At 70.3% G+C, this 22,968-nt stretch carries 17 protein-coding genes and 1 pseudogene; 8 read left to right on the forward strand and 10 right to left on the reverse strand.

All coding sequences use genetic code 11. The features are described 5' to 3' along the window. Positions 1-82: 82 nt before the first annotated feature. From ABZV93_RS11030 to ABZV93_RS11045, 4 genes are all read right to left on the reverse strand, one after another. Positions 83-1,534 (reverse strand): rhamnulokinase family protein, encoded by a 1,452-nt coding sequence (locus tag ABZV93_RS11030; RefSeq protein ID WP_354933434.1) that lies wholly within the window; start codon positions 1,532-1,534, stop codon positions 83-85. Positions 1,535-1,550: 16 nt separating this feature from the next. After that, entirely contained in the window at positions 1,551-3,584 is a 2,034-nt protein-coding gene (locus ABZV93_RS11035) for a bifunctional aldolase/short-chain dehydrogenase (RefSeq protein ID WP_354933436.1), read from the reverse strand. 69 nt (positions 3,585-3,653) lie between these two features. Next, positions 3,654-4,826, reverse strand: coding sequence for an L-rhamnose isomerase (rhaI, locus tag ABZV93_RS11040; RefSeq protein WP_354933438.1), 1,173 nt, complete (start codon positions 4,824-4,826; stop codon positions 3,654-3,656). A gap of 25 nt (positions 4,827-4,851) precedes the next feature. Continuing rightward, a complete protein-coding gene (locus ABZV93_RS11045; RefSeq protein WP_354933440.1) occupies positions 4,852-5,163 on the reverse strand; it encodes an L-rhamnose mutarotase in 312 nt (103 codons plus the stop codon). Between the two features lie 374 nt (positions 5,164-5,537). Between ABZV93_RS11045 and ABZV93_RS11050 the strand changes: the two genes are divergently transcribed. The 4 genes from ABZV93_RS11050 to ABZV93_RS11065 all read left to right on the forward strand — a co-directional run bounded on the left by ABZV93_RS11050 (position 5,538) and on the right by ABZV93_RS11065 (position 12,760). Beyond that, positions 5,538-6,878, forward strand: coding sequence for a Gfo/Idh/MocA family oxidoreductase (locus tag ABZV93_RS11050; RefSeq protein ID WP_354933442.1), 1,341 nt, complete (start codon positions 5,538-5,540; stop codon positions 6,876-6,878). A gap of 67 nt (positions 6,879-6,945) precedes the next feature. Next, on the forward strand, positions 6,946-8,904 hold the full coding sequence (locus tag ABZV93_RS11055) for a S9 family peptidase (RefSeq protein ID WP_354933444.1): 1,959 nt from the start codon (positions 6,946-6,948) through the stop codon (positions 8,902-8,904). Between the two features lie 192 nt (positions 8,905-9,096). Next, entirely contained in the window at positions 9,097-10,908 is a 1,812-nt protein-coding gene (locus ABZV93_RS11060) for a sugar-binding domain-containing protein (RefSeq protein WP_354933446.1), read from the forward strand. A gap of 100 nt (positions 10,909-11,008) precedes the next feature. Then, positions 11,009-12,760 carry a hypothetical protein gene (locus tag ABZV93_RS11065; RefSeq protein ID WP_354933448.1) on the forward strand — a complete coding sequence of 584 codons (1,752 nt, stop codon included), beginning with the start codon at positions 11,009-11,011 and terminating at the stop codon, positions 12,758-12,760. A gap of 83 nt (positions 12,761-12,843) precedes the next feature. Here ABZV93_RS11065 and ABZV93_RS11070 read toward each other — a convergent pair whose 3' ends face one another. Continuing rightward, the gene (locus tag ABZV93_RS11070) at positions 12,844-14,853 is read right to left on the reverse strand and encodes an aldo/keto reductase (protein ID WP_354933450.1); all 2,010 of its coding nucleotides are present in this window, start codon (positions 14,851-14,853) and stop codon (positions 12,844-12,846) included. Positions 14,854-15,115: 262 nt separating this feature from the next. Between ABZV93_RS11070 and ABZV93_RS11075 the strand changes: the two genes are divergently transcribed. The 3 genes from ABZV93_RS11075 to ABZV93_RS11085 are packed head-to-tail and all read left to right on the forward strand — an operon-like array spanning position 15,116 to position 18,341. Beyond that, a complete protein-coding gene (locus ABZV93_RS11075; protein WP_354933452.1) occupies positions 15,116-16,507 on the forward strand; it encodes an extracellular solute-binding protein in 1,392 nt (463 codons plus the stop codon). Next, the gene (locus ABZV93_RS11080) at positions 16,504-17,454 is read left to right on the forward strand and encodes a sugar ABC transporter permease (RefSeq protein WP_354933454.1); all 951 of its coding nucleotides are present in this window, start codon (positions 16,504-16,506) and stop codon (positions 17,452-17,454) included. The genes ABZV93_RS11075 and ABZV93_RS11080 overlap by 4 nt, the downstream gene beginning before the upstream one ends. 14 nt (positions 17,455-17,468) lie before the next feature. Next, a complete protein-coding gene (locus ABZV93_RS11085; protein ID WP_354933456.1) occupies positions 17,469-18,341 on the forward strand; it encodes a carbohydrate ABC transporter permease in 873 nt (290 codons plus the stop codon). Positions 18,342-18,519: 178 nt separating this feature from the next. On the opposite strand, the gene ABZV93_RS11090 is transcribed toward ABZV93_RS11085, so the two are convergent. From ABZV93_RS11090 to ABZV93_RS11110, 5 genes are all read right to left on the reverse strand, one after another. Beyond that, positions 18,520-18,663, reverse strand: coding sequence for a hypothetical protein (locus ABZV93_RS11090; RefSeq protein WP_354933458.1), 144 nt, complete (start codon positions 18,661-18,663; stop codon positions 18,520-18,522). A gap of 102 nt (positions 18,664-18,765) precedes the next feature. Then, complete coding sequence (locus ABZV93_RS11095) at positions 18,766-19,125, reverse strand: LuxR C-terminal-related transcriptional regulator (protein ID WP_197681629.1); 360 nt, start codon at positions 19,123-19,125, stop codon at positions 18,766-18,768. A 389-nt stretch (positions 19,126-19,514) separates the two neighbouring features. Continuing rightward, positions 19,515-20,615, reverse strand: coding sequence for a Gfo/Idh/MocA family oxidoreductase (locus ABZV93_RS11100; RefSeq protein ID WP_354933460.1), 1,101 nt, complete (start codon positions 20,613-20,615; stop codon positions 19,515-19,517). Next, positions 20,600-21,280, reverse strand: coding sequence for a ThuA domain-containing protein (locus tag ABZV93_RS11105; RefSeq protein WP_354933462.1), 681 nt, complete (start codon positions 21,278-21,280; stop codon positions 20,600-20,602). Before ABZV93_RS11105 ends, ABZV93_RS11100 begins: the two co-directional genes overlap by 16 nt. An 836-nt stretch (positions 21,281-22,116) precedes the next feature. Continuing rightward, complete coding sequence (locus ABZV93_RS11110) at positions 22,117-22,440, reverse strand: hypothetical protein (protein WP_354934002.1); 324 nt, start codon at positions 22,438-22,440, stop codon at positions 22,117-22,119. Between ABZV93_RS11110 and ABZV93_RS11115 the strand changes: the two are divergent. Then, positions 22,424-22,939 (forward strand): annotated as a pseudogene (locus ABZV93_RS11115) (S8 family serine peptidase); the annotation flags it as partial. The gene ABZV93_RS11110 and the pseudogene ABZV93_RS11115 overlap by 17 nt on opposite strands. Between the last annotated feature and the right edge of the window lie 29 nt (positions 22,940-22,968).

Below are 22,968 nucleotides of genomic sequence, written 5' to 3' on the forward strand. Positions count from 1 at the left end.
GTCAGCCGGCTGACACCTCCCACCGGGCAGGCGTCCTGAACCGGTCGGCACGATCGACACCGGCCGGCCGGCTTCCTCCGAATCAGGCCGCCAGCAGGGCGGACCAGCGGTCGTGGTCGCGGGGCTCGTAGGTACGCAGGTCCTGGGTGCGGCGTACGACGTCCCTGGCCTCGGCCCGGTCGACGAGCACACCGTGCGCGCGGGCCTGGACGAGCAGGTTGCCCAGCGCCGTCGCCTCCACCGGACCGGCGACCACGGGAAGGCCGCAGGCGTCCGCGGTGAGCTGGCAGAGCAGGGAGTTCTGCGCGCCGCCGCCGACGACGTGCACCACGTCCACCCGCCGCCCGGACAGCCGCTGGGCGGCCGCGACGTTGCGGGCGTGTGCCAGTGCCAGGCTGTCCAGGACGCACCGGGTGACCTGGGCGGGCGTGGCCGGCTCGGGCTGCCCGGTGTCGCGGCAGTGGGCCCGGATCCGATCCGGCATGTCACCGGGTGCGAGGAAGTCCGGCGACTCCGCGTCCACCACGCTGCGCAGCGGCGGTTCGTTCTCGGCGTCGGCGAGCAGCCGCGCCAGGCCCTCCGGCCGGCCCTCCGCCCGCCAGGTGCGCATGCTCTCCTGCAGCAGCCACAGCCCCATCACGTTGCGCAGGTAGCGGATCGTCCCGTCGACGCCGACCTCGTTGGTGAAGTTGGCCTCCAGGCTCGCCGCCGACAGCACCGGCGAGCTCAGCTCCAGTCCCACCAGCGACCAGGTGCCGCAGGAGACGTAGGCGAAGTGGCCGTCGTGCGCCGGGACGGCGGCGACCGCCGACGCGGTGTCGTGCGAGCCCACCGTGGTGACCCACAGGTCGCCGGAGACGCCCAGCGGACCGCGCAGCGGCGACCGGATCCGCCCGAGCAGGTCGCCGGGGTCGCGCAGCGGCGGCAGCAGCCGGCGGGGCAGGCCGAGCCGGCGGACGAGGTCGTCGGACCACGTCCGCGCTCGTACGTCGTACAGCTGGGTGGTGGAGACGTTCGTGCGCTCGGCGCCGATCCGTCCGGTGAGCCGGTGACAGAGCAGGTCCGGCACCAGCAGCATCATGCGGGCCTTCCGCAGCGTCGCGGGATCCTCGGCCAGCAGCTGGTAGGCGGTGTTGAACCCCATGAACTGCACGCCGGTGGTGGCGTAGAGCGTGCGGTCGCCGACGTCGGCGCGTACCCGCTCCATGATCCCGTCGGTACGCGAGTCGCGGTAGTGGACCGGCGGTGCGAGCAGCCGGCCGGCCTCGTCGAGCAGGCCGTAGTCGACACCCCAGGAGTCGACACCGACCGACGTGACGCCCCGCTCGGCCGCCTCGCGAACCCCGGCGAGGACCCCGCGCCACAACGAGGGCAGGTCCCATGACAACCTGCCGTTGACATGGACGGGTTCGTTGGGAAACCGGTGGACGATCTCGGTGTCGAGGTGGTCCGGGCCCACCGTGCCGACCACCACCCGGCCGCTGGACGCGCCCAGGTCGACCGCGGCGGCCCGAAGTGTCACGTCGTCGCTCATCGCCGAGCCCCTTCTGTCAGCGCAGGAAGGCCGCGGCCACGCCGCTGTCCACCGGAATGTGCAGGCCGGTGGTCTGAGCCAGATCGCCGGAGGTGAGTGCGACCACCGCGGCGGCGACGTGCCCGGGCAGCACCTCCTTCTTCAGCAGCGTGCGCTGGGCGTAGTACTCGCCGAGCTTCTCCTCCGGTACGCCGTACACCGCGGCCCGTTGGGCACCCCACCCGGAGGCGAAGATGCCCGAGCCGCGCACCACCCCGTCGGGGTTGATGCCGTTGACCCGGATGCCGTGCTCGCCGAGCTCTGCCGCGAGCAGCCGCACCTGGTGGGCCTGGTCGGCCTTGGCGGCGCCGTAGGCGACGTTGTTGGGGCCGGCGAAGACGCCGTTCTTGCTGGAGATGTAGATGATGTCGCCGCCGAGCCCCTGCGCGACCATCGCCGCCGCGGCCGACCGGGAAACCAGGAACGACCCGCGGGCCATCACCCGGTGCTGCAGGTCCCAGTCGGCGGTGGTGGTCTCCAGCAGCGGCTTGGAGATCGACAGTCCGGCGTTGTTGACCACTAAGTCCACGCCGCCGAACGCGAGTGCCGCCTCGTCAAGTGCTGCTTGCACCTGCTCCTCGTCGGTGACGTCCACGGTCACGGGTACGGCCACGTCGGTGCTGCCGATGCCCGCGGCGACCTCCGCGGCCGCCTCGGTGTTCAGGTCGGCGACCACGACACACGCCCCCTCGGCGGCGAGGCGTTCGGCGATGGCCCGCCCGATGCCCGACCCCGCGCCGGTGACGAACGCGACCCGGGTGGCCAGCGGCTTGGGCTTGGGCATCCGGGCCAGCTTGGCCTCCTCCAGCGCCCAGTACTCGATCCGGAACTTCTCGCGTTCCTCGATCGGGCGGTAGGTGGAGATCGCCTCCGCGCCGCGCATGACGTTGATGGCGTTGACGTAGAACTCACCCGCCACCCGGGCGGTCTGCTTGTCCTTGCCGAAGCTGAACATCCCGACACCGGGCACGAGGACGATCGCCGGATCGGCACCGCGCATGGCCGGCGTGTCGTCGTCGGCGTACCGCTCGTAGTAGGCGCGGTAGTCGTCCCGGTAGGCCGCGTGCAGCGCACGCAGCCGCTCCTCCACCTCCGCCAGCGGCGCGGTGGCCGGCAGGTCGAGCACCAGCGGACGCACCTTCGTCCGCAGAAAGTGGTCGGGGCAGGAGGTGCCGAGCGCGGCCAGGCGCGGGTGGTGCTCGCGGGCCACGAAGTCCAGCACCGCCTCGCTGTCGGTGTAGTGGCCGACCTGCGGGCGATCGGTCGAGGCGAGGCCACGGATCAGCGGCGCGAGTGCCGCGGCGCGCGCCCGGCGCTCCTGCGGCGGCAGCGGCTCGTACCCCGCCACCACCGCGCCGAACGGGTCCGGCTTTCCGTTGCGTTCGATGTACGCCTGGCAGGCCTGGATGATCTCCAGCGAGTGTTCCTCGCACTCCTGCGACGTCGCACCCCACGCGGTGATGCCGTGCCCGCCGAGCACCACCCCGATCGCCTCGGGATGCTCGGCGTGGATCCGGGCGATGTCCAGCCCCAGCTGGAATCCCGGCCGCCGCCACGGCACCCACGCCACCCGCTCGCCGAAGCACTCCTTGGTGAGCGCCTCCCCGTCGGCCGCGGCAGCGAACGCGATCCCGGCGTCGGGATGCAGGTGGTCCACGTGCGGCGCGTCCACCAGCCCGTGCATCGCGGTGTCGATCGACGGAGCCGCTCCGCCCTTGCCGTGCAGGCAGAAGTCGAACGCGGCCACCATCTCGTCCTCGCGTTCGACACCGGGGTAGACGTCGACCAGCGCCCGCATCCGGTCCAGCCGCAGCACGGCCAGCCCGGCCTCGGTGAGCGTGCCGAGGTCGCCGCCGGACCCCTTCACCCACAGCAGTTCGACGTCGGCCCCGGTCACCGGGTCGGGCTCGGCACCCTTGCAGGAGGCGTTGCCGCCGGCGTAGTTGGTGAACGTCGGGTCGGCGCCGAGCCGGTGGCTGCGCTCGATCAGCCGGGCGACCTCAGGGTGCATGCTGGCTTCTCCTCAACCTCTGTGGGTGTGCACTGGTCGCGACCGTCGAGGTCACGCAGCCGTGGTGGTCTACGCGCCCCAGCCGGCGGCCTGTCCACCGCGGCGTTCCTCCCGTACCCGCTCGGCGTGGCCGCTTCGACGGTAGGCGGCGATCGGGTCGGGGTCGATGCCGAGGTCCTCGCGCACCTCCGCGAGCAGCGGGCGGACGTCGTTGTTGTAGGCGTCCATCACCACGGCGTTCGCGCCGAGCACGTCACCCTCGCGCTGCGCGGCGGCGAGCGCGTCGGCGTCCACCAGCAGTGCCTTGGCGGTGGCCTCCTGGACGTTCATGATCGACCGGACCATCGCCGGCACCTTCGGCTCGAGGTTGTGGCACTGGTCGAGCATGAACGCGATGTTGGCCGACTCCTCCAGCGCACCGGCCTGCACGATCTCGAGCATGATGCGGAACAGCTGGAACGGGTCCGCGGCGCCGACCATCAGGTCGTCGTCGGCGTAGAACCTGCTGTTGAAGTGGAAGCCGCCGAGCTTTCCCTGCCGGAGCAGGAACGCCACGATGAACTCGATGTTCGTGCCCGGTGCGTGGTGGCCGGTGTCGACCAGCACCTGTGCCCGCTCGCCGAGGGTGACGCAGTGCGCGTACGACGTGCCCCAGTCGGGGATGTCGGTGGCGTAGAACGCCGGCTCGAAGAACTTGTACTCCACCAGCATCCGCTGGTCCGCACCCAACCGGTCGTACGCGGCCGACAGCGCCTCGGCGAGCCGGTCCTGACGGGCACGCAGCGAGTCCTGACCGGGGTAGTTGATCCCGTCGGCGAACCACAGGCTGAGGATCGAGGAGCCGGTGGCGTCCATGATGTCGACGCACTCCAGCAGGTGCGCGAGCGCCTTCCTGCGTACGGCCGGGTCGGGGTTGCAGACGCTGCCGAGCCGGTAGTCGTCGTCCTGGAAGACGTTCGGGTTGATCGCGCCGAGCCGGATGCCGGCGTTCTTCGCGTGCGCGGCGAGGTCGGCGTAGTCGTCCACCTTGTCCCACGGGATGTGCAGCGCCACGCTCGGCGCGACCCCGGTGAGCTTGTGGACCAGCGCGGCGTCGTCGACCTTCTCGTAGGCGTTGCGCGGAATGCCTTCCTGCGCGAACACCTTGAACCTGGTGCCGGAGTTTCCGTACGCCCAGGACGGTGTCTCGATCTGCTGCGCGCGCAGGGCGGACTTGACAGTCTCGATAGTGGTGGCGGCCATGCCCTTCATCTCCCGTCCAGCCGGCTCAGTCGAGGTGGAAGACCTCGGTGAGCGGTCGCATGTCGGTGTCGGCGCTGCCCGACTCCAGGTCCTCGAAGAAGTCCGCCATCTCACTTTGCCAACGGCGGTTGATCTCCCGCTCCGCCATGCCCGCCTTGGCCGCCTCGAAGTCCTCGGTCTCGAGATAGCCGACCAGCAGCCCGTCGTCGGTCAGGAAGAGTGAGTAGTTGTGCCATCCGGTCTCCCGCAGCGCCTGCTGCATCTCCGGCCAGACGGCGCGGTGGCGTTCTCGGTACTCGTCCAGGCGATCAGGCCTGACCCGCAGCAGAAAGCACACCCGTCGCACGGCACCGCCTCTCGTAGGAACTGCCCGTCGAATCCTGCGGTCGTTCGCCTGCTCGGAAAGCTTTCTACTGAATCGTTTCACGGGATGGTAGGGACCTGTCGGGAACGCGGTCAACGACCGGGTCCCGGGCCGGACAGGCCGGTTCCGGAACGCAGGGAACGGACTCGCCCGGCCGGCCGCCGGCTCCCGGTCGCGGCCCGTCGCGAGTCCACTGCGGTCCGCTGCCGGGCAGCCCACCAACCGTGTACGCGCGGTCGCCGAACTGGACGTACGTGCTCCGACCGGTGAGCTAGTGCGCAGGAAAACGCACTCACCTGGCACCATCGGGAGCGGACGACCTACAAACTGTGGGCGGCGCGGCGCGGATGCCGAGCAGCCCCACCCGTGACACCTGGGAGCACATGGTGACCGAGGAAACCCTTCCCACGACCGGGCAGCCGGTGACGATCGCCATCCTGGGTGCCGGCAACCGCGGCTCGGTCTACTCCAGGTGGGCGGCGGCGCACCCCGACCGGGCCAGGGTGGTGGCGGTCGCCGAGCCGCGTGACTACCAGCGCAAGACCCTCGCCGAACTCCACGGCGTACCCCCCGAGCGCACCTTCTCCTCCTGGGCCGACCTGCTGGCCGCCGGCAAGGCCGGCAAGCTCGCCGACGCGGCCGTCGTGGCCACCCAGGACAACGACCACGTGGAGCCCGCCACCCGGCTCGCCGAGCAGGGCTACCACCTGCTGGTGGAGAAGCCGATGGCGCCGACCGAGGAGGGCTGCCGGGCGCTGCTGGACGCGGTCCAGCGCACCGGCGTGATGCTCGCCGTCTGCCACGTGCTCCGCTACACGCCGTACACCCAGCTGCTCAAGGACGTGCTGGACTCCGGCCGGATCGGCGAGATCATGAGCATCCAGCACCTGGAGCCGGTGGGCTACTGGCACCAGGCGCACTCCTACGTACGCGGCAACTGGCGGCGCGAGGACGAGTCGTCGTCGATGCTGCTGGCGAAGTCCTGCCACGACATCGACTGGATCCGCTACGTCGTCGGCGCCCCGATCGAGAAGGTGTCGAGCTTCGGCCGGCTGTCGTACTTCAAGCGGCAGAACCAGCCCGCCGGCGCCTCCGACCGCTGCCTGGACTGCGCGGTGGAGCCCACCTGCGCCTACTCCGCGAAGAAGCTGTACCTCGGCATGATCAAGCGGGGCGAGACCGGCTGGCCGCTGCACACCGTCACCAACGACATCACCGAGGAGGGCGTCACCAAGGCGCTCGCGGAGGGCCCGTACGGCCGGTGCGTGTGGGCCTGCGACAACGACGTGGTCGACCACCAGGTGGTCTCGATGGAGTTCGCGGGCGGTGCCACCGGGACGTTCACGATGGTCGGGTTCGCCGAGAAGGGCCACCGGCGTACGCAGATCTTCGGCACCCAGGGCACCGTCGACTGCGACGGCGAGCACGTGACGGTGTTCGACTTCCTCACCGACCGGACCGAGGTGCTGTCGGTGCCCGCGACCGGGCACGACGCGGGCTCGGGCCACGGCGGCGGCGACGCAGGCCTGATGGACTCCTTCACCGCCGCGCTGGCCGCGGGCGACCCGTCGCTGATCAAGTCCGGTGGCCTGGAGTCGCTGGAGACCCACCTCGCGGTCTTCGCCGCCGAGCGGGCCCGGCACACCGGCTCGGTCGCCTCGGTGAACGTCCCGGCCGCCCGCGGCTGAGGTTCGTCTCAGGCGGGTTCGGGACGAGTCTCGACCAGCACCAATGCGGCTACTACAGTCCGGCGGCATGAAGCCTGCTGATCTTGGCCTGCTGCGGACCCCTGGTACGCCCACCCTCTCCCCGGACGGGCGCACCGCCGTCGTGGCCGTCACCCGGCTCGACCTGGAAGCCGACGCCTACCGCGCCCAGCTGTGGACCGTGCCGACCGACGGCGCCGAACCCGCCCGGCCGCTCACCCACGGCTGGAGCGACCAGGCGCCGGCGTTCTCCCCGGACGGGCGGTGGCTGGCGTTCCTGCGCGCGGCCGGCAAGAACGGCAAGGACGCCAGGCCGCAGCTGTACGTCCTGCCCACCGACGGCGGCGACGCGCGGCAGGTCACCACGGTCGACCACCACCCGCTCGGCGCCGGCGCCCCGGTCTGGAGCCCGGACTCCACCCGGATCGCCTACGTCGCCAGGGTTCCCGACGAGGGCCGGTACGGCACCCGGGAGGACGTCGCGCCAGAGCAGGAGCCACCGCGCCGGATCACCAGCCTGCGGTACCGCCTGGACGGCGTGGGGTTCACCCTCGACCGGCGCCCGCACGTCTTCGTGGTCGACCCGTTCCACGCCGAGCCGGCGCCACTGCAGGTGACCTCGGGCGACTTCGACCACGCCGACGTCGCGTGGAGCCCCGGCTCGGACCTGCTGGCGTTCACCAGTGCCCGCCACGCCGGCCGGGACCGCGACCTGCGCAGCGACGTGTTCGTGTGTACGCCGGACGGCAAGGACCCGCGCCAGGTCACCGACACCACGCTCAGCGTGAGCCAGCCGGCGTTCGGGCCGGACGGGCGGACGGTGTACTTCCTCGGCAGCGAGGTCGGCTCGGGCGGGCTGGACTTCGTGGCCCGCCACACCGGCCTGTACGCCGTACCCACCGTGCTCGCCGGCACCGCCGAGGGCGCGCCGCGGCGGCTCACCCCGGCCGAGACCCACAACCACGGTGACAGCACCGGCCGTACGGTCGTCACCGCGGACGGCGTGTTGTTCGGCAACGAGAACCGCGGCGCGGTCGACCTGGCAGTGGTGCCGTTCGACGGCGGGGAGCCCCGGACGATCCTGTCCGGGCAGCGACAGGCCGTCGGCTTCGACGCGGCCGCCGGCGTGGTGGTGGCCACCGTCACCACGGGCGACAGCGCCGGGGAGCTCGTGGCGGTCCGCGACGGCACCGAGCGGATCCTCACCGCCTTCGGGTCGGAGCTGGCGAGGACCGGCCGGGTGCGCGTTCCGGAGGAGCTCGACGCCACCGCGCCGGACGGCTATCCCGTGCACGGCTGGCTCGTCCGGCCGGAGGGCCCAGGCCCGCACCCGGTCCTGCTGCTGATCCACGGCGGCCCGTTCGCGCAGTACGGCTGGACCCTGCTGGACGAGGCCCAGGTCTACGCCGGTGCGGGCTATGCGGTGGTGATGGGCAACCCGCGGGGGTCCTCCGGCTACGGGCAGGCACACGGAGCCGCCATCCGATACGACGTCGGCGAGCGCTCCGCGACCGACCTGCACGCCCTCCTGGACCACGCCCTGGCCACCCACCCGGACCTGGACGCGGATCGGACGGGAGTGATGGGCGGGTCGCACGGTGGCTTCATGACCACCTGGCTGGCCGGGCACTCCGACCGGTTCCGGGCGGCGATCAGCGAACGCGCCGTGAACGCACCCGACAGCTTCACCGGCTCCAGCGACATCGGGTGGTACTTCGCCGACGGCTACTACGGCGACGCCGACCGGCGCGCCCGGCTCTCCCCGCTGGCAGCGGCCGGCGACATCGACATCCCGATGCTGATCATCCACTCCGAACACGACTGGCGGTGTCCGGTCGAGCAGGCACAGCGACTGTTCGTGGCGCTGAAGCTGCGGGGCGTGGAGACGGAGCTGCTGTTGTTCCCCGGCGAGGGGCACGAACTGTCCCGGTCGGGCCTGCCCAGCCACCGGATCGCCCGCTTCGACGCGATCCTGGACTGGTGGGAACGCCACCTCCGGACCAGCTAGGGCGCGTGCATTGCCCGCCTGTGGAACACGCGCTGGTCCTGGCGGTGGGCATCTGCGAGGATCGCGTTTACAGCGATGTAATGATCGTCGCCGACGACGCTGACGATTGACCGACGCCGACCGATCGCTGACCGAGCACCACCCCCGTATCGCCCCGACGCAGGAGCCCCCGTGCCCGAGGAGCCCACCACCATGACCTCGACCGCGACCTCGAACTCCACCGATCAGCCCCGCCCGGAATACCCGCGACCGCAGTTCGTCCGTCCCGACTGGCTCAACCTCAACGGACGTTGGCAGTTCGAGATCGACCGGGGCGACTCAGGCCTCGAGCGCGGTCTGGTCGACCGCGACCTGGGCGGTGAGATCCTGGTGCCGTTCTGCCCGGAGTCGGAGCTGTCCGGGATCGGCGACGTCGACTTCATGGAGGCGGTCTGGTACCGCCGTATGTTCGCGGTCCCCGAGCAGTGGGGCGGACGGAACGTGCTGGTCCACTTCCAGGCCGTCGACCACGACACCACGGTGTGGGCGGACGGCGTCGAGGTGGCCAGGCACCGCGGCGGGTCGACGCCCTTCAGCGCCGACCTCGGCGACGTCGCCGGCCGGGAGGTGACGCTCGTCGTCCGCGCCCGCGACCACCGGGCGGGGCCGCAGGCCCGCGGCAAGCAGTCCGACCAGTACGGCAACCACGACTGCCACTACACGCGGACCACCGGCATCTGGCAGACGGTGTGGCTGGAGCCGGTCCCGACCTCGCACCTGAACCGGCCGCGGATCACGCCCGACGTCGCCGGCAGCGCCTTCCACGTGGAGGTTCCGCTGGCCGGCCCGCGTCGCGGGCTCACCGTCAGGGCGACCTTGTCCGACGACGCCGGCGTGGTGGCCACCGCGCAGGTGCGTGCCGACCTCGACCTCGCCGTACGCCTCACCCTCGCGGTGCCCGAGGACCGCCGACAGCTGTGGTCGGTGGGCGCGGGTCACCTGTACGACCTGACGTTCGAGCTCGTCGACGCCGCCGGCACCGTGGTCGACCAGGCCACGAGCTACGCCGGGCTGCGGTCGGTCACCATCGACGGCAAGGCCGTGTTGCTGAACGGCGAACCCGTCTTCCAGCGGCTCGTCCTCGACCAGGGCTACTACGCCGACGGCCTCCTCACCGCGCCCGACGACGCCGCCCTCGTCGCCGACATCGAGCTCTCCGTCGCCGCCGGGTTCAACGGCGCCCGCCTGCACCAGAAGGTGTTCGAGGAGCGCTTCCTCTACCACGCCGACCGGCTCGGCTACCTCGTCTGGGGCGAGTTCCCCGACTGGGGCTGCAACGTGGGACGTGACGGCGACAACCAGCAGCCGACCGCGACGTACATCACGCAGTGGCTGGAGGCGGTCGAGCGCGACTACTCCCACCCCTCGATCGTCGGCTGGTGCCCGCTGAACGAGACCTGGCAGCGCCTGCACGACCGGATCACCGTGCTCGACGACGTGATGCGCGGGATGTTCCTCGCCACCAAGGCCGCCGACCAGTCCCGGCCGGTGCTGGACACCTCCGGCTACTCCCACCGGGTGCCCGAGACCGACATCTACGACTCGCACAACTACGAACAGAACCCGGAGAAGTTCGCCGAGGCGATGAAGGGCCTCGCGGACGGCAAGCCGTACGTCAACGACGGCGGCACCGACAAGCCGTTCTCGATCGCGTACTCCGGACAGCCCTACTTCTGCAGCGAGTTCGGCGGGATCTGGTGGAACCCCGACGCGCGACCGGACGAGGACTCCTGGGGTTACGGCGAACGCTGCCGCACGCTGGAGGAGTTCTACGCCCGCTTCGAGGGACTGGTCGCGGTGCTGCTGGACGACCCGGACATGTTCGGCTACTGCTACACGCAGCTGACCGACGTCTTCCAGGAGCAGAACGGCGTCTACCGCTTCGACCGGTCGGAGAAGTTCGACCTCGGACGCATCCGCGCCGCCCAGCTCCGGACGGCCGCGATCGAGAAGGGCCGCGGCTGACCACAGTCGGCGCACTGACCGGGGCAGGGCGAAACCGTCCGGCCCCGGTCAGCCGCACCCCGATCGCGAACCCCCGCAGGCCCGTGCGCGTCCCACTGTCATGACCACTGAACCCGTCGCCGTCCTCACCACCGGCGTGGACAGCTTCTCGCCGTACGTGCAGGAGTCCGGTGAGTTGCACGACCCGGTGTTCGACGAACCCACGCAGTACGGCACCGCCTACCACGCGTACTGTCAAGCCGTCCTTGCGGAGGTGGGTCCGGCCGGCGAGCGCGCCGAGCGGCTGGCCCGGGCGGGTCGCGGGCTGGACGCGGCACTCACCCACACCGAGAACCCCGGCCTTCCGCCGACCGGCGCCTCCTTCTCCCGGGCCGACGGGTCGGTTCGCCGGTCCAACCACCGCGACTTCACCTGGCCGCCGATCCTGAAGACGTTCCGGGTTCTGCGCGACGCCGGTGACGAGCGGACCAAGCAGTTCGCCGACCGGATCGCCGCGGTGGACATCCTGCGCTCGTTTCGCTCCCGGCCGCCGTCGAACTGGGCGTCGGTGTGGCTGTCCGGTGAGTGGATCCGCATCCGGGAAGGTCTCTCGCCGTACTCCGTCGCCGACGTGGACGAGTGGCTGGCGGTCTTCCTCACCGACCTGCTGCGTCCTGAGGACGGCTTCTACTTCGAACCGGGAAAGCCGAACTCCTACGACCTGTTCACCCGGCTGCACGTCGCGGACCTGCTGGCGGAGGGATACGACGGCCGGCACCGACCCACGCTGGAGCGGCTGATGGTGACCGGCCTGGACCGCAGCCTCGCCGTGCAACTGTCCGACGGGTCGCTGGCCTCCGCGCACCGCAGCGCCGGGCAGACGTGGACGCTCGGCGCCCAGGTGGCCTACTTCACCCACGCGCGGGCGTACTTCGACGCGCGGCAGGACGTCGAGCGCGCGGGCCGGGCCGCCGAGGCCGCCACCCGCGCGTACGCGTCAATGCGGCGTTGGCAGCGGCCGGGTGCGACCTTCAGTCCGGTGGAAAACGTCCTGCCCGCGGGCTGGCGGGTGGGGTACGAGACCTACACCGCCGACAGCCACTACGCCAACCTCGCCCTGGCGTTCCTGGCTGCCGCGGTCCGAGTGGGGTTCACCGGGGACACCCCGCTGGCCGCCCGGGCGCCGGTGACACGGGCAGAGCACGCGCCGACCTACCGCGCAGTGGCGAGCGCGGGCCGTTACTCGGTCGCCGTGAACGCGGACCCGGCGCCAGCCTACGACGGGTTCGGGATCACCGACCTCACCGTCGGACCCGGCCGACACCTGCAGTTCGCGTCTAGTGTCCGGCACGTGGAGAGCGGGCGATTCCTCAACCTGGGAACGGCTCTTCGCTCCGGTGGCGTACGCGGGGAGCTGGACGTGCCGGCTCAGTGGACCTTCACCCTGGACGCGCCGATCGATGCGCTGCACCGACCCGACGGCTCGGCCGGCCCTGCCGCCCCCGCCGGGCTGCGACTACGAGGCCGGGCCGACGGTGACGACGCGACGCCGTACCGGCTCGAGATCAGCGTGCACGACGGCGGCGTCCACGTGGAGGAGGCCACCCCGGGCGTCACCGGTGAGCGAACCCTGTTGGTGCCGTACCTGCGCGACCCCGGCACCGGCGTGCACACCGAGGTCGAACGCACTCCCCACGGCGTGCGCCTCGTGCACGGGGACGAGGTGGTCGTGGTCGAGGTGGAAGCGCCCGTGCAGGCGATGGTGCACCTGCCCCACGGCTTCGAGAACCGCCGCGGGCTGTGCGGACTGGTCCGGCTCGACCTGGTCGGCGTGCACGACACCGTGCGCTTCACCATCTCCGTGGAACGCTGAACCGAGAACGCGAACGGGCCCCGCACCGAGCAACGATGCGGGGCCCGAACGTCGGTCGGATCACCAACCAGGCGGCGCGGAACTCAGTCGCGCAGGTCCAGCCAGCGCACCTCGTCCGGCGTCAGCTCCACCTGCAGGCCGGGCAGCGAGCTGTGCGTCTCCGACAACGCGCGCGGCCCGATCAGCGGGAACGTCGGGAAGTCCTGGTGCAGGACGTACGCCAGCGCGATCGCGGTCGGATGCACGCCACGCTTCTTCGCCAGCGACGTCGCCCGGGCCAGCCGCTCGAAGTTGTCGTCGCTGTACCAGCACCGGACCAGCTCGGCGTCCGACCGGTCCTCGGGCTTGGCCCGCCCGGTGAAGAAGCCCCGCGCCTGACTCGACCAGGGCATCAACGCCAGCTGGTTCTTCTCCAGCCACTGCCGGGACTCGTCGTCACTGACGGCCAGGCAGCCGGCCCAGGGAACGTCCAGCGCCCTTGCCAGGCTGAAGTTGTTGCTCACCGCAACCATGGGTTGACGACCGTTGGCCTCGGCGTAGGCGTTCGCCTCGGCGAGGCGCTCCAGCGTCCAGTTCGAACCGCCGTACGCCTTGATCCGGCCGGCCCGGAAATGCTCGTCCAGCACGTCGACGAACTCACCCACCGGGTAGTCGGTGTTGTCCCGGTGCATGAAGTAGACGTCGACGTAGTCGGTCTGCAGCCGTTCCAGCGACTCGTGCAGCTGCCGGGTGATGGACTCCGGGTCGCAGTGCGGGGTGTGCGCACCCTTGCCGATGACCACCACGTCGTCGCGGACGCCCCGGTTGTGGATCCACTGCCCCAGCACGCGTTCGCACTGCCCACCGCCGTAGATGTAGCCGGTGTCGAAGGTGGTCCCGCCACGCTCGAAGAAGTCGTCGAACATCGCGGTGCCGTGCGAGAGGTTCATCTGGTTGTCCACGCCCATCACCAGACGGGACACCTGCTTGTCGACGCCCACGATCCGGCCGTACTTCATGGTGTGGTCGTCACGCCGGCGTAGCGGCCGCCGGTGCACTGTGGGCCGGTTGGCGTCCAGCCGCTCCGAGGGGTACTCCAGCCCGATCTCGGCGCGCCAGGCGTCCAGCGTGGCTGCCGTTCCGAGCGAGTCCGCCCAGGTCATCGCCGGCGCCTGCCGGTCGGCCAGGTGCGCGGCCACCGTGTCGGCCTCCGCGGCGTACAACGGCACCGTCTCCACCTCGACGTGCCGGTCGTCCTCGCCGACGCGGCGGACGTCGATGCCCGCGCTGCTCCCGTCGCGGGCCGGCAGCCACGGGTTGGGCACCACGAGATAGCCCTCGCTGCCGACCACCCGGACGACGTTCTCCGCCGACTTGCGGATGCCGGTCACCACGTGTGCGGACACTCCGCCGGGGAACGTGAGGTTGGCCGCGGCCCACTCGTCGACGCCGGTCTCGCCGACCCGGCCGACCGCGCTGACCGACGTGGGCTCGGCGAACGGCTCACCGGTCGCCACCCCGGCGATCAGCCGGGCCATCGTGACGGGGTAGCCACCCACGTCGAGGATGCCGCCGCCGGCGAGTTCGGGGTCCCACAGCCGGCTGCCGGGGTTCGGGGAACCACCGAACGCGAACGACGCCTCGATCTGGTGGATCTTCCCGATCGCGCCCTCGCGCAACAGGTCCAGCAGGGCCGCGGTCTGCGGCACGCAGCGATACATGAACGCCTCCATCAAGAAGACGTCGTGCTCGCGGGCCGCCTCGATCACGGCCATCGTCTCGGCGTGGTTCACGGTCAGGGGCTTCTCGCACAGGATGTGCTTGCCCGCCTCGGCCGCCCTGATCGCCCACTGCGCGTGCTGCGGGTGCGGGGTGGAGATGTAGACCGCGTCGACCTCGTCGTCGGCGAGTAGTTCCTCGTAGCTGCCGTAACTGCGGGCGCCGCCGAACTCCGTGGCGAACGCCTTCGCCTTGTCGAGGTCGCGACTGCCCACCGCCACGAGCACGCCGGTGCTCGACGCCGGAAGGTCTCCTGCAAATCGGCGGGCGATGTTGCCCGGGCCGAGGATTCCCCAGCCCAGCTTTCCGTCCGCACGTGTGATGTCTGGTGCCATGGGGCCAAGCCTTCCAGGCTGCCCGGGCAACCTCGGCGCCGAGCCGCTACCGGTCGCCGGACTGGCCGAACTCGGACAGCGCAAGGCGGGGTTGGCGGTTTTCGGCGACCCTGGGTCGTCTCCACAACCCCCGGCGTGTTCGGCAGTGTGATCGGTCCTTGCCAGATGCGGGGCTCGATGCCATCTTCTGGTGCTCACACGGGGTCAGCTACGTGTGCGGAGCGCGACGATCAAGCGCGACGAACAAAGGAGTGCGATGGTCATGCCGGCAGCACGCATCTCGCGCCGACGGGCGATCCAGGCCCTCGGGGGGCTTGGCCTGGGCGCGATGGGCCTCCTCAACGGAGGCTGCACGTTCACCAAGGGCACGCCGCCCATCACCGACGTCGGCCTGGACAAGAAGCCGGCGCCTGGCCGGAAGACGAACATCGAGGTCTACAGCGTCTGGGGCGGAACCGTCGGAGCGGGAATGGTCAAGCTCGCGGCGCTCTTCGAAAAGGCCCAGCCGGACATCGGCGTACGCGTGGTCTACGCGCCCGCCGGCATGGGCGGCGGCGCGGTCCAGCAGAAGCTGTTCACCGCCATCGCCGGCGACAACCCGCCCGACGTCGGACAGCTCGTGCCGGCCCAGGCGCCGCAGTGGGTCGAGCTCGGCATCATGACCGACCTCACCGACCGATACCGCGCTGCCGGCCTTGGCAAGGACGACTTCTTCGCGCCGATCTGGGACGGCATCCAGTACAAGGACAGGGTCTGGCAGATGCAGTGGGACGCCGACCCGAACTTCCCGTTCTTCTGGAACAAGCAGCTGTTCGAGGACTCGGGCCTGGACCCGGACAAGCCACCGAGGACGCTGGACGAGGTGGACGAGTACTCCGCGAAGATCCTGAAGAAGTCCGGGGCAAACGTCACCAAGATCGGCATGATCCCCTGGGACTCCTACGGCTACTCCAACTCGCTGTTCACGTGGGGCTTCGGCTTCGGCGCGGAGTTCTACGACCAGGAACGCGAGGAGGTCACTCCCGACCACGAGTACTCCGTGAAGGCGCTGGAGTGGATCGTCAAGTACGCGCGGTCGGTGGGTGGAGCGGACCGGGTGACGGTGACGCCGCCGGGGCTCCAGCTGCACCCGTTCAGCACCGGCAACATCGGCATGTCCCCGCTCGTCGCGCCGAACTACCGCGACATCAAGACCAACGTCAAGGACATGAAGATCGGCGCCACGCTCCTGCCGTTCGAACCGCCCGGGGCGAAGGCTCCAGGCGCCGGCGCCTGGATCGGCGGCTGGGGGATGTTCATCCCGGCCACCGCCCGGCACAAGGACGAGGCCTGGGAGTTCATGCGCTGGGCCGGCGCCACCGACGAGGGCACCAAGGCCCAGTGGGACACGATCGGCTTCCCGCCCGGCTACCGCAAGGCCTCGGTCCTGTCCGAGATCCGTGATGATCCGGTGATGGCGCCGTTCTACGACGTGCTCACGACCGCCACCAACATCCGGCCTCCGGTCCCGGTGGCCGACTTCTACTTCACCCAGCTCGACGAACAGATCAGCAACGCCGTGCTCGGGTTGAGCACACCCCTCCAGGCCCTGCGCACGGTCAAGAAGAACGTCATGGGCGAATGGGACAGGTTCCGGAAGGAGGTCCAGGCATGACCGCGACCTCGGCGCCGTCGACACGGGCCGGCACACGATCCAGCACCAGGCGGTCCGCACGCACGCCCCAGCAGCGACGCAACTTCTTCTGGGGCCTGGTGTTCACCTCACCGGCGATCATCGGGCTGTTGTGGTTCACCGCCTACCCGGTGCTGGTGTCGCTGTACTACAGCTTCACCTCGGCCACGATGATGAAGCCCGCGGAGTGGCTCGGACTCGGCAACTACGAGTCGCTGGGGTCGGACTCCGCCTTCTGGAACTCACTCGGCAACACTCTCTACTACATCGTGGTGAGCGTGCCGCTCGGCATCGCGGTGGCGTTGTTCCTCGCCATCCTGCTCAACCTGAACGTCCGCGGGCAGTCGATCTACCGGGTGATCTTCTACCTCCCGGCGATCGTCCCGCTGGTCGCCTCCGCCGTGGTGTGGTTGTACGTCTTCAATCCGCAGTACGGCGTCCTCAACACCGTCCTCGGGTGGTTCGGCATCACCGGTCCGGGCTGGCTGGCCAGTCCGGAGTGGGCGATGCCCGCGCTGATCATCTTCAGTACCTGGGGCGCGGGCAACCTGATGATCATCCTGCTGGCGGGCCTGCAGGACGTGCCGCAGGACCTGCACGACCAGGCCAAGGTCGACGGCGCCGGGGTGTTCCGGCGCTTCCGGCACGTGAGCCTGCCGTTCCTCAGCCCGCACCTGTTGTTCGCACTGGTCACCGGCCTGATCGCGGGCTTCCAGTTCTTCACACCGGTGTTCGTGCTGACCAACGGCACCGGCGGCCCGGCGGGCAAGACCCTCGTGTCCGGGCTGTACCTGTACCAGAACGCGTTCCAGTTCTTCAAGGTCGGCTACGCGAGCGCGATCGCCTGGGTGCTGTTCATCATCGTCGGCCTGGGTACCGCGCTCGTCTTCCGCCTGGTCGGCCGGCGCGTCTACTACGGCGGAGCATAGGAGGGCTTGGAGAGATGGCAGTCGCACAACGTACGGCCCTCCCCGCCCAACGGGGCGCGGGCTGGAACAAACTCGCCGAGAAGATCGTCGCGCACGCGTTCCTGATCGTGATCAGCGTGATCTTCATGGTGCCGTTCTTCTGGATGGTCTCCGGCTCGCTGAAGACCGGCGTCGACCTGAACGCCTTTCCGGTGGTGTGGTTTCCCAAGACGCTGACGCTGGAGAACTACATCGCCGGGCTGCAGGTGTTCCCCTTCGCCCGCTACCTGTTCAACACCCTGGTGATCTGCGCCTTCTCCATGCTGGGCGCCGCGCTGTCGAGCTCGTTCGTGGCGTACGGGCTGTCCCGGATCGAGTGGCGGTGGCGCACACCGCTGTTCGTGGTGATCCTGTCCACGATGATGATCCCGTTCTACGTCACGATGGTGCCGCTGTTCACGATGTTCCGGGCGATCGGGTGGACCGACACCTACCTGCCGCTGATCGTTCCGCACTTCTTCGGCGTGCCGTTCTACATCTTCCTGCTCCGGCAGTTCTTCCTGAGCATCCCGAGGGAGATGTCGGAGTCAGCTCGCATGGACGGCGCCAACGAGCTGGTCATCTACTGGCGGATCATCCTGCCGCTCGCCAAGCCGGCCTTGGCGGCGGTGGCGTTGTTCCAGTTCCTCACCTCGTGGAACGACCTGCTCGGCCCGTTGATCTACCTCAGCGACGCCGACAGCTACACCCTCTCGCTCGGGCTGACCTTCTTCCGCAGCGAGTACAGCTCGCAGTTCGGGCCGCTGATGGCGGCCAGCACGGTGGTGGTGATCCCGGTGATCGTGGTGTTCTTCTTCGCCCAGCGCACCTTCATCCAGGGCATCACCCTCACGGGCGTGAAGGGCTGAGCGGCCCGACGTCGGCCCGACGTCGTACCTGTCGTCAACCCGTCGCCGACACGGCGTCAACCCGAACCTGCATCACCGGACCTGCCACAACCTGAAAGGGCAAAGAACGCCCGCAGGACCCGCGAACGCCCGGCCGAGACCATTCGGCCGGGCGTTCACATTGCTCTTTTGGTCACGCTCAGTGGTAATCCACGCCGAATTCGCCGCCCACGCTGTCGATCACAAGCTGGTAACGATCCCACACCAGGTGCCGGCTATCTCGGAAACCGCTCTCCAGATACCCGGCTTCCGGCACAAAAAACCGTTGGGCGGGTGCCTTCACGGCACCCGCCCAACGGGAGGTTCGGTAGGACCGACGGGCCGAGCGCTTCGTTGCGCTGTGACTCGCCGGCGCGGGAGAGCTGCTTCGAACCCTGGTGGGGTTCTAGATCAGCCCGTTCCTCGCGGCCCAAGCGACGACCTGAATAGGCGCCCGGGCACCGAGTCGGTCGCAGAGCGCCCGGGAACGCCGGCGCACCGTCCGATCGGAAAGCGCTAGCCGACGCGCGATGGCTTCCACCGGAAGCCCGTCGGCCAGCAGTGCCAGGAGCCTGATCTCGTCGTCGGTCACGCGACGCCTGAGGTCGGTCGTCGTCGTGACGTGACTTGGAACGTGACTCGGAACATGACTGGGAACATTGTGATGCGTCGTGGTGACAGCTGGCGCACTGTAGATGCCCTCATTGGCGACACCAGCCGGTCGAAGAGCCCTCACTACGCCATGGCTGAGATCTGACATGCCCATCCGCCTTCGCGTTGACCCCGTACCCTGCGTTCGCGTTAACCCCGTGTTAAAAGAAGCGGCCTGAGTCGTTTCAATGTGCACCTAAGGTACGGGCGCCGCCCCGCCTAGTCAACGGTCGGACGCACGCTGTTCCCGACTACTTCCCGCTATCAATAAACACTTCGTGAGCAGACGAACTCGCCTTGTCACATTGCGTTCGTTTCCTACAAGTAACGGCGACCACGCTACGCCGACACCGTCCGATGGTTGCCGTTCGACGGCCGGTGATCTTGACGCGTAACCGCGGCGAAATCTCGACCGCGAACGCTTCCGGAAACGGACACCGGACAGCGAACGGCCCCCACACCGTGCGGTGTGGGGGCCGTTCGTGAGGTCGTGCGTCGAACGCTTCAGGCCACGTCGGGGGTGGCACCCTCGGGGACGGCCGCCGGCCGCTCCACCGTGCTCTCCACCTCGACCGGAGCGCCGCTCTGGGCGCCGGACTCCAGCAGGGACTCCATCACGTCGAGCACGTGGTAGGCGAGCTCGCCGCTGGCCCGGTGCGGCCCGCCGTCGCGGATCGCCCGTGCCATGTCGGCCAGGCCGTAGCCGCGGCCGGAGTCGGCGTACCCGCCGGCCACCTTCGCCACCGACCACTCGCGGCTGCCCGGCTTGAACACCTCGACGTCGCCGGCGAAGCCGTTCGGGTCGGGGACCGACAGCGAACCCTCGCTGCCGTAGACCTCGATCCGGGGGAGCTTGGCGCCCCACACGTCGAAGCTGGTGACGATCGAGGTGAGGACACCGGACTCATGCTCGAGGACGCCGGTCACGTGCGTGTCCACCTCCACGCTGAACGTCGTCCCCTCCTTCGGGCCGCTTCCGACGGTGCGCTCCTGCTTGGCCCGGCCGACCCGGCCGGTGACCCGGGCGATCGGCCCGAGCAGGTTGATCAGCGCACTGAGGTAGTAGGGGCCCATGTCCAGCAGCGGACCGCCGCCCGGCTTGTAGTAGAACTCCGGGTCCGGGTGCCACGGCTCGGGGCCGGGGCTGACGAAGAACGCGGTCGCCGCGGTCGGCTGGCCGATCTCCCCGCGGTCGAGCAGTGCCCGTGCCGTCTGCGTACCGGTGCCGAGCACGGTGTCGGGCGCGCAGCCGATCCGCAGGCCGGCCCGGGCGGCGGCGTCGAGCAGCGGCCGGGCCTCCTGCCGGGTGGCGGCCAGCGGCTTCTCGCCGTAGACGTGCTTGCCCGCACCGAGCGCGGCCAGCGCCACCGAGGCGTGCGCGGCCGGGATGGTGAGGTTGAGGATCGCCTCCACCTCGTCGTCGGCGTACAGCTCGTCGGGAGTCAGCGCCCGTACGCCGTACTTCTCCCCGGCGGCCTTGGCCCGCGAGATGTCCAGGTCGGCGGCGGCGACGACCTCGGTGCCCGGCAGCTTGGCCAGGTGCTCGAAGTACGTCCTGCTGATCGTGCCGGTGCCGACGACGCCAACCTTCAGCGGCTCGCCCATAGCAGTCCTCTCTCGATGATCGTGCGAACCTCGGGGGTGTCGAGGTCGTCAAGCTTGTGACCGACCGTACAGACGAAGACCCGGCCCGAACCCCAGGGCTTGGTCCACACGGCCGGCATGGTCGCGCCGTCGATCCAGGGGTAGTCCGGATGCGCGGCGAAGGTCGTGGACGCGAGCACGTCGATGCTCGGGTCGGCGTGGACGTAGTACTGCTCGGTGTGCAGGGCGAACCGGTCGACACCGGCGACGATCGGGTGGTCGGCGCGCTCGGGAAGCACCTGGACCTCGTAGTCGACGAAGCCGCCCGGGTGGCAGATGAACTGCCCGCCCACCATGAAGTTGTACTCGAGGTCGGCGCGGAAGGCGTCGGCGATGCCACCGTGCCAACCGGCGAGGCCGGTACCAGCCCGTACGGCCGTGTCCAGTCCCTTGCTCTGCTCGGGGGTGATCTGGCCCATCGTCCAGCACTGCACGATCAGGTCGGTCGAGGCGAGCAGGTCGGCGTCGAGGTAGGAGTCCAGGGTGTCGGAGACCTCCACGGTGTACCCGCTGTCACGTAGGAACGGGACGAAGCGATCGGTTGCCTCCACGGGCACGTGGCCGTCCCAGCCTCCCCGCACGACCAGTGCTCGGCGCGATCCGGCGGGACCCGGCGATGTTGTCACGGGCGTCAGCTCCTCCTGTGCGAGCCCAAAAAGCGAGGGCTCGACGGTATGGCGCGCGGTAACGCAGGGCAACGCCGACCCCCTGCACGTTCACCATGTGAGAACCCCGCCCGCCCGAGGTGTCCGGAGCTCGCCAGCGGCGGGTCCCGTTGTGCAGGTGGCGGTCCGCGCCCGGTGACGCTCCGCGCGGTGTCTCGTGGCTGAAATGTGCCAGCGTTCCGCCGCACGGTTTACGACAGCGGGTGAGCGCGGCCATACTCCCCGTTGGCCGGGCCGCCGGCCGGTCTGGTGTGGTCGCGGGCACGGCCCGGACCGGGCAGCTTCGATCCGGGCTGCTCCGGCCCCGGTTGCTCGGCCGGTCTTGCCACGGCACGGTTCCCCGGCGGGACGACGACGTCTCCGGGAGCCTCCATGCGTACTCGCGTGTCCGCCGCCCTGGTGGCGGCGTGTGCAGTTCTCGCCGCCCTGCTCTCCCCCTCCGCCCTGTTCTCCCCCGCCGTCGCCGGCGCGGCGCCGCCGGGCTCCGGCGGCCGCGACCCGGCCGGAGCGGGTGCCGGCCCGCGGCACCCGTCGGCGGCGGTCACCCTGGTCACCGGTGACGTCGTACGCCTGGACACCTCCGGTGGGCAGCACATCGCGACGCTCCTGCGGCCGGCCGCGACCGGTGCGGGTTACCACTCCTACATCGACCCCGCCGGTGACGCACACTTCGTGCCCGAGGCCGCCCAGCGGCTGGTCGGCGCCGGGCGGCTGGACCCGGCGTTGTTCAACGTCTCCGCTCTGGTCCGCCAGGGCTACGACGACGCGCACACGTCCGCGCTGCCGCTGATCCTCGCCTATCCCACCGCGAGCGTCTCGTCGCGCGCGGCGGCGCCGCCGGCGGCCCGGCTCACCGCCCGGCTGGGTGCGGCCCACGCCGGTGCGGTGTCCGTACGCAAGCAGGACGCCGCGCGCTTCTGGTCCGGACTCACCGGTGCGCCCGCGAACACCCGGCATCCGCTGACCGCCACCGCCCTGACCGGAGGCGTCCGCCGGGTGTGGCTGGACGCGAGAGTGCGGGCGAGCCTGGACCAGAGCGTGCCGCAGATCGGTGCACCGGCCGCCTGGCAACGCGGGCTTGACGGGTCGGGAGTGAAGGTGGCGGTGCTCGACACCGGCATCGACGCCACGCATCCGGACTTCGCCGGCCGGATCGATTCGACCCGCGACTTCACCGGCAAGGGCAACGTCGTCGACGGCGCCGGGCACGGCACGCACGTCGCGTCCACCGTGCTCGGCTCCGGTGCCGCCTCCGACGGCCGCTACCGCGGCGTCGCGCCGGGTGCGCACCTGATGGTGGGCAAGGTGCTCGGCGACGACGGTTCCGGCTCGATGTCGCAGGTGATCGAGGGCATGCAGTGGGCGGCGAGCGAGGGTGCCGACGTGGTGAACCTCAGCCTGGGTGGCGATCCGTCCCGCGGTGACGATCCGGTGAGCCAGGCGCTGGACGAACTCTCCGGCCGGTACGGCACGTTGTTCGTGGTCGCGGCCGGCAATTTCAACCCGTACGGCCAGGACAGCAGGTTCGTGACCTCGCCCGGTGCGGCCGACGACGCGCTCACCGTGGGTGCGGTCTCCAAGCAGGACCGGATGTACACCGGGTCGCGCCGGGGGCGGCTCGGCGACACCGCAGTCAAGCCGGAGGTGGT

It is taken from the genome of Actinopolymorpha sp. NPDC004070, from assembly GCF_040610475.1.
In the GTDB taxonomy this organism is placed as follows: Bacteria; Actinomycetota; Actinomycetes; order Propionibacteriales; family Actinopolymorphaceae; genus Actinopolymorpha.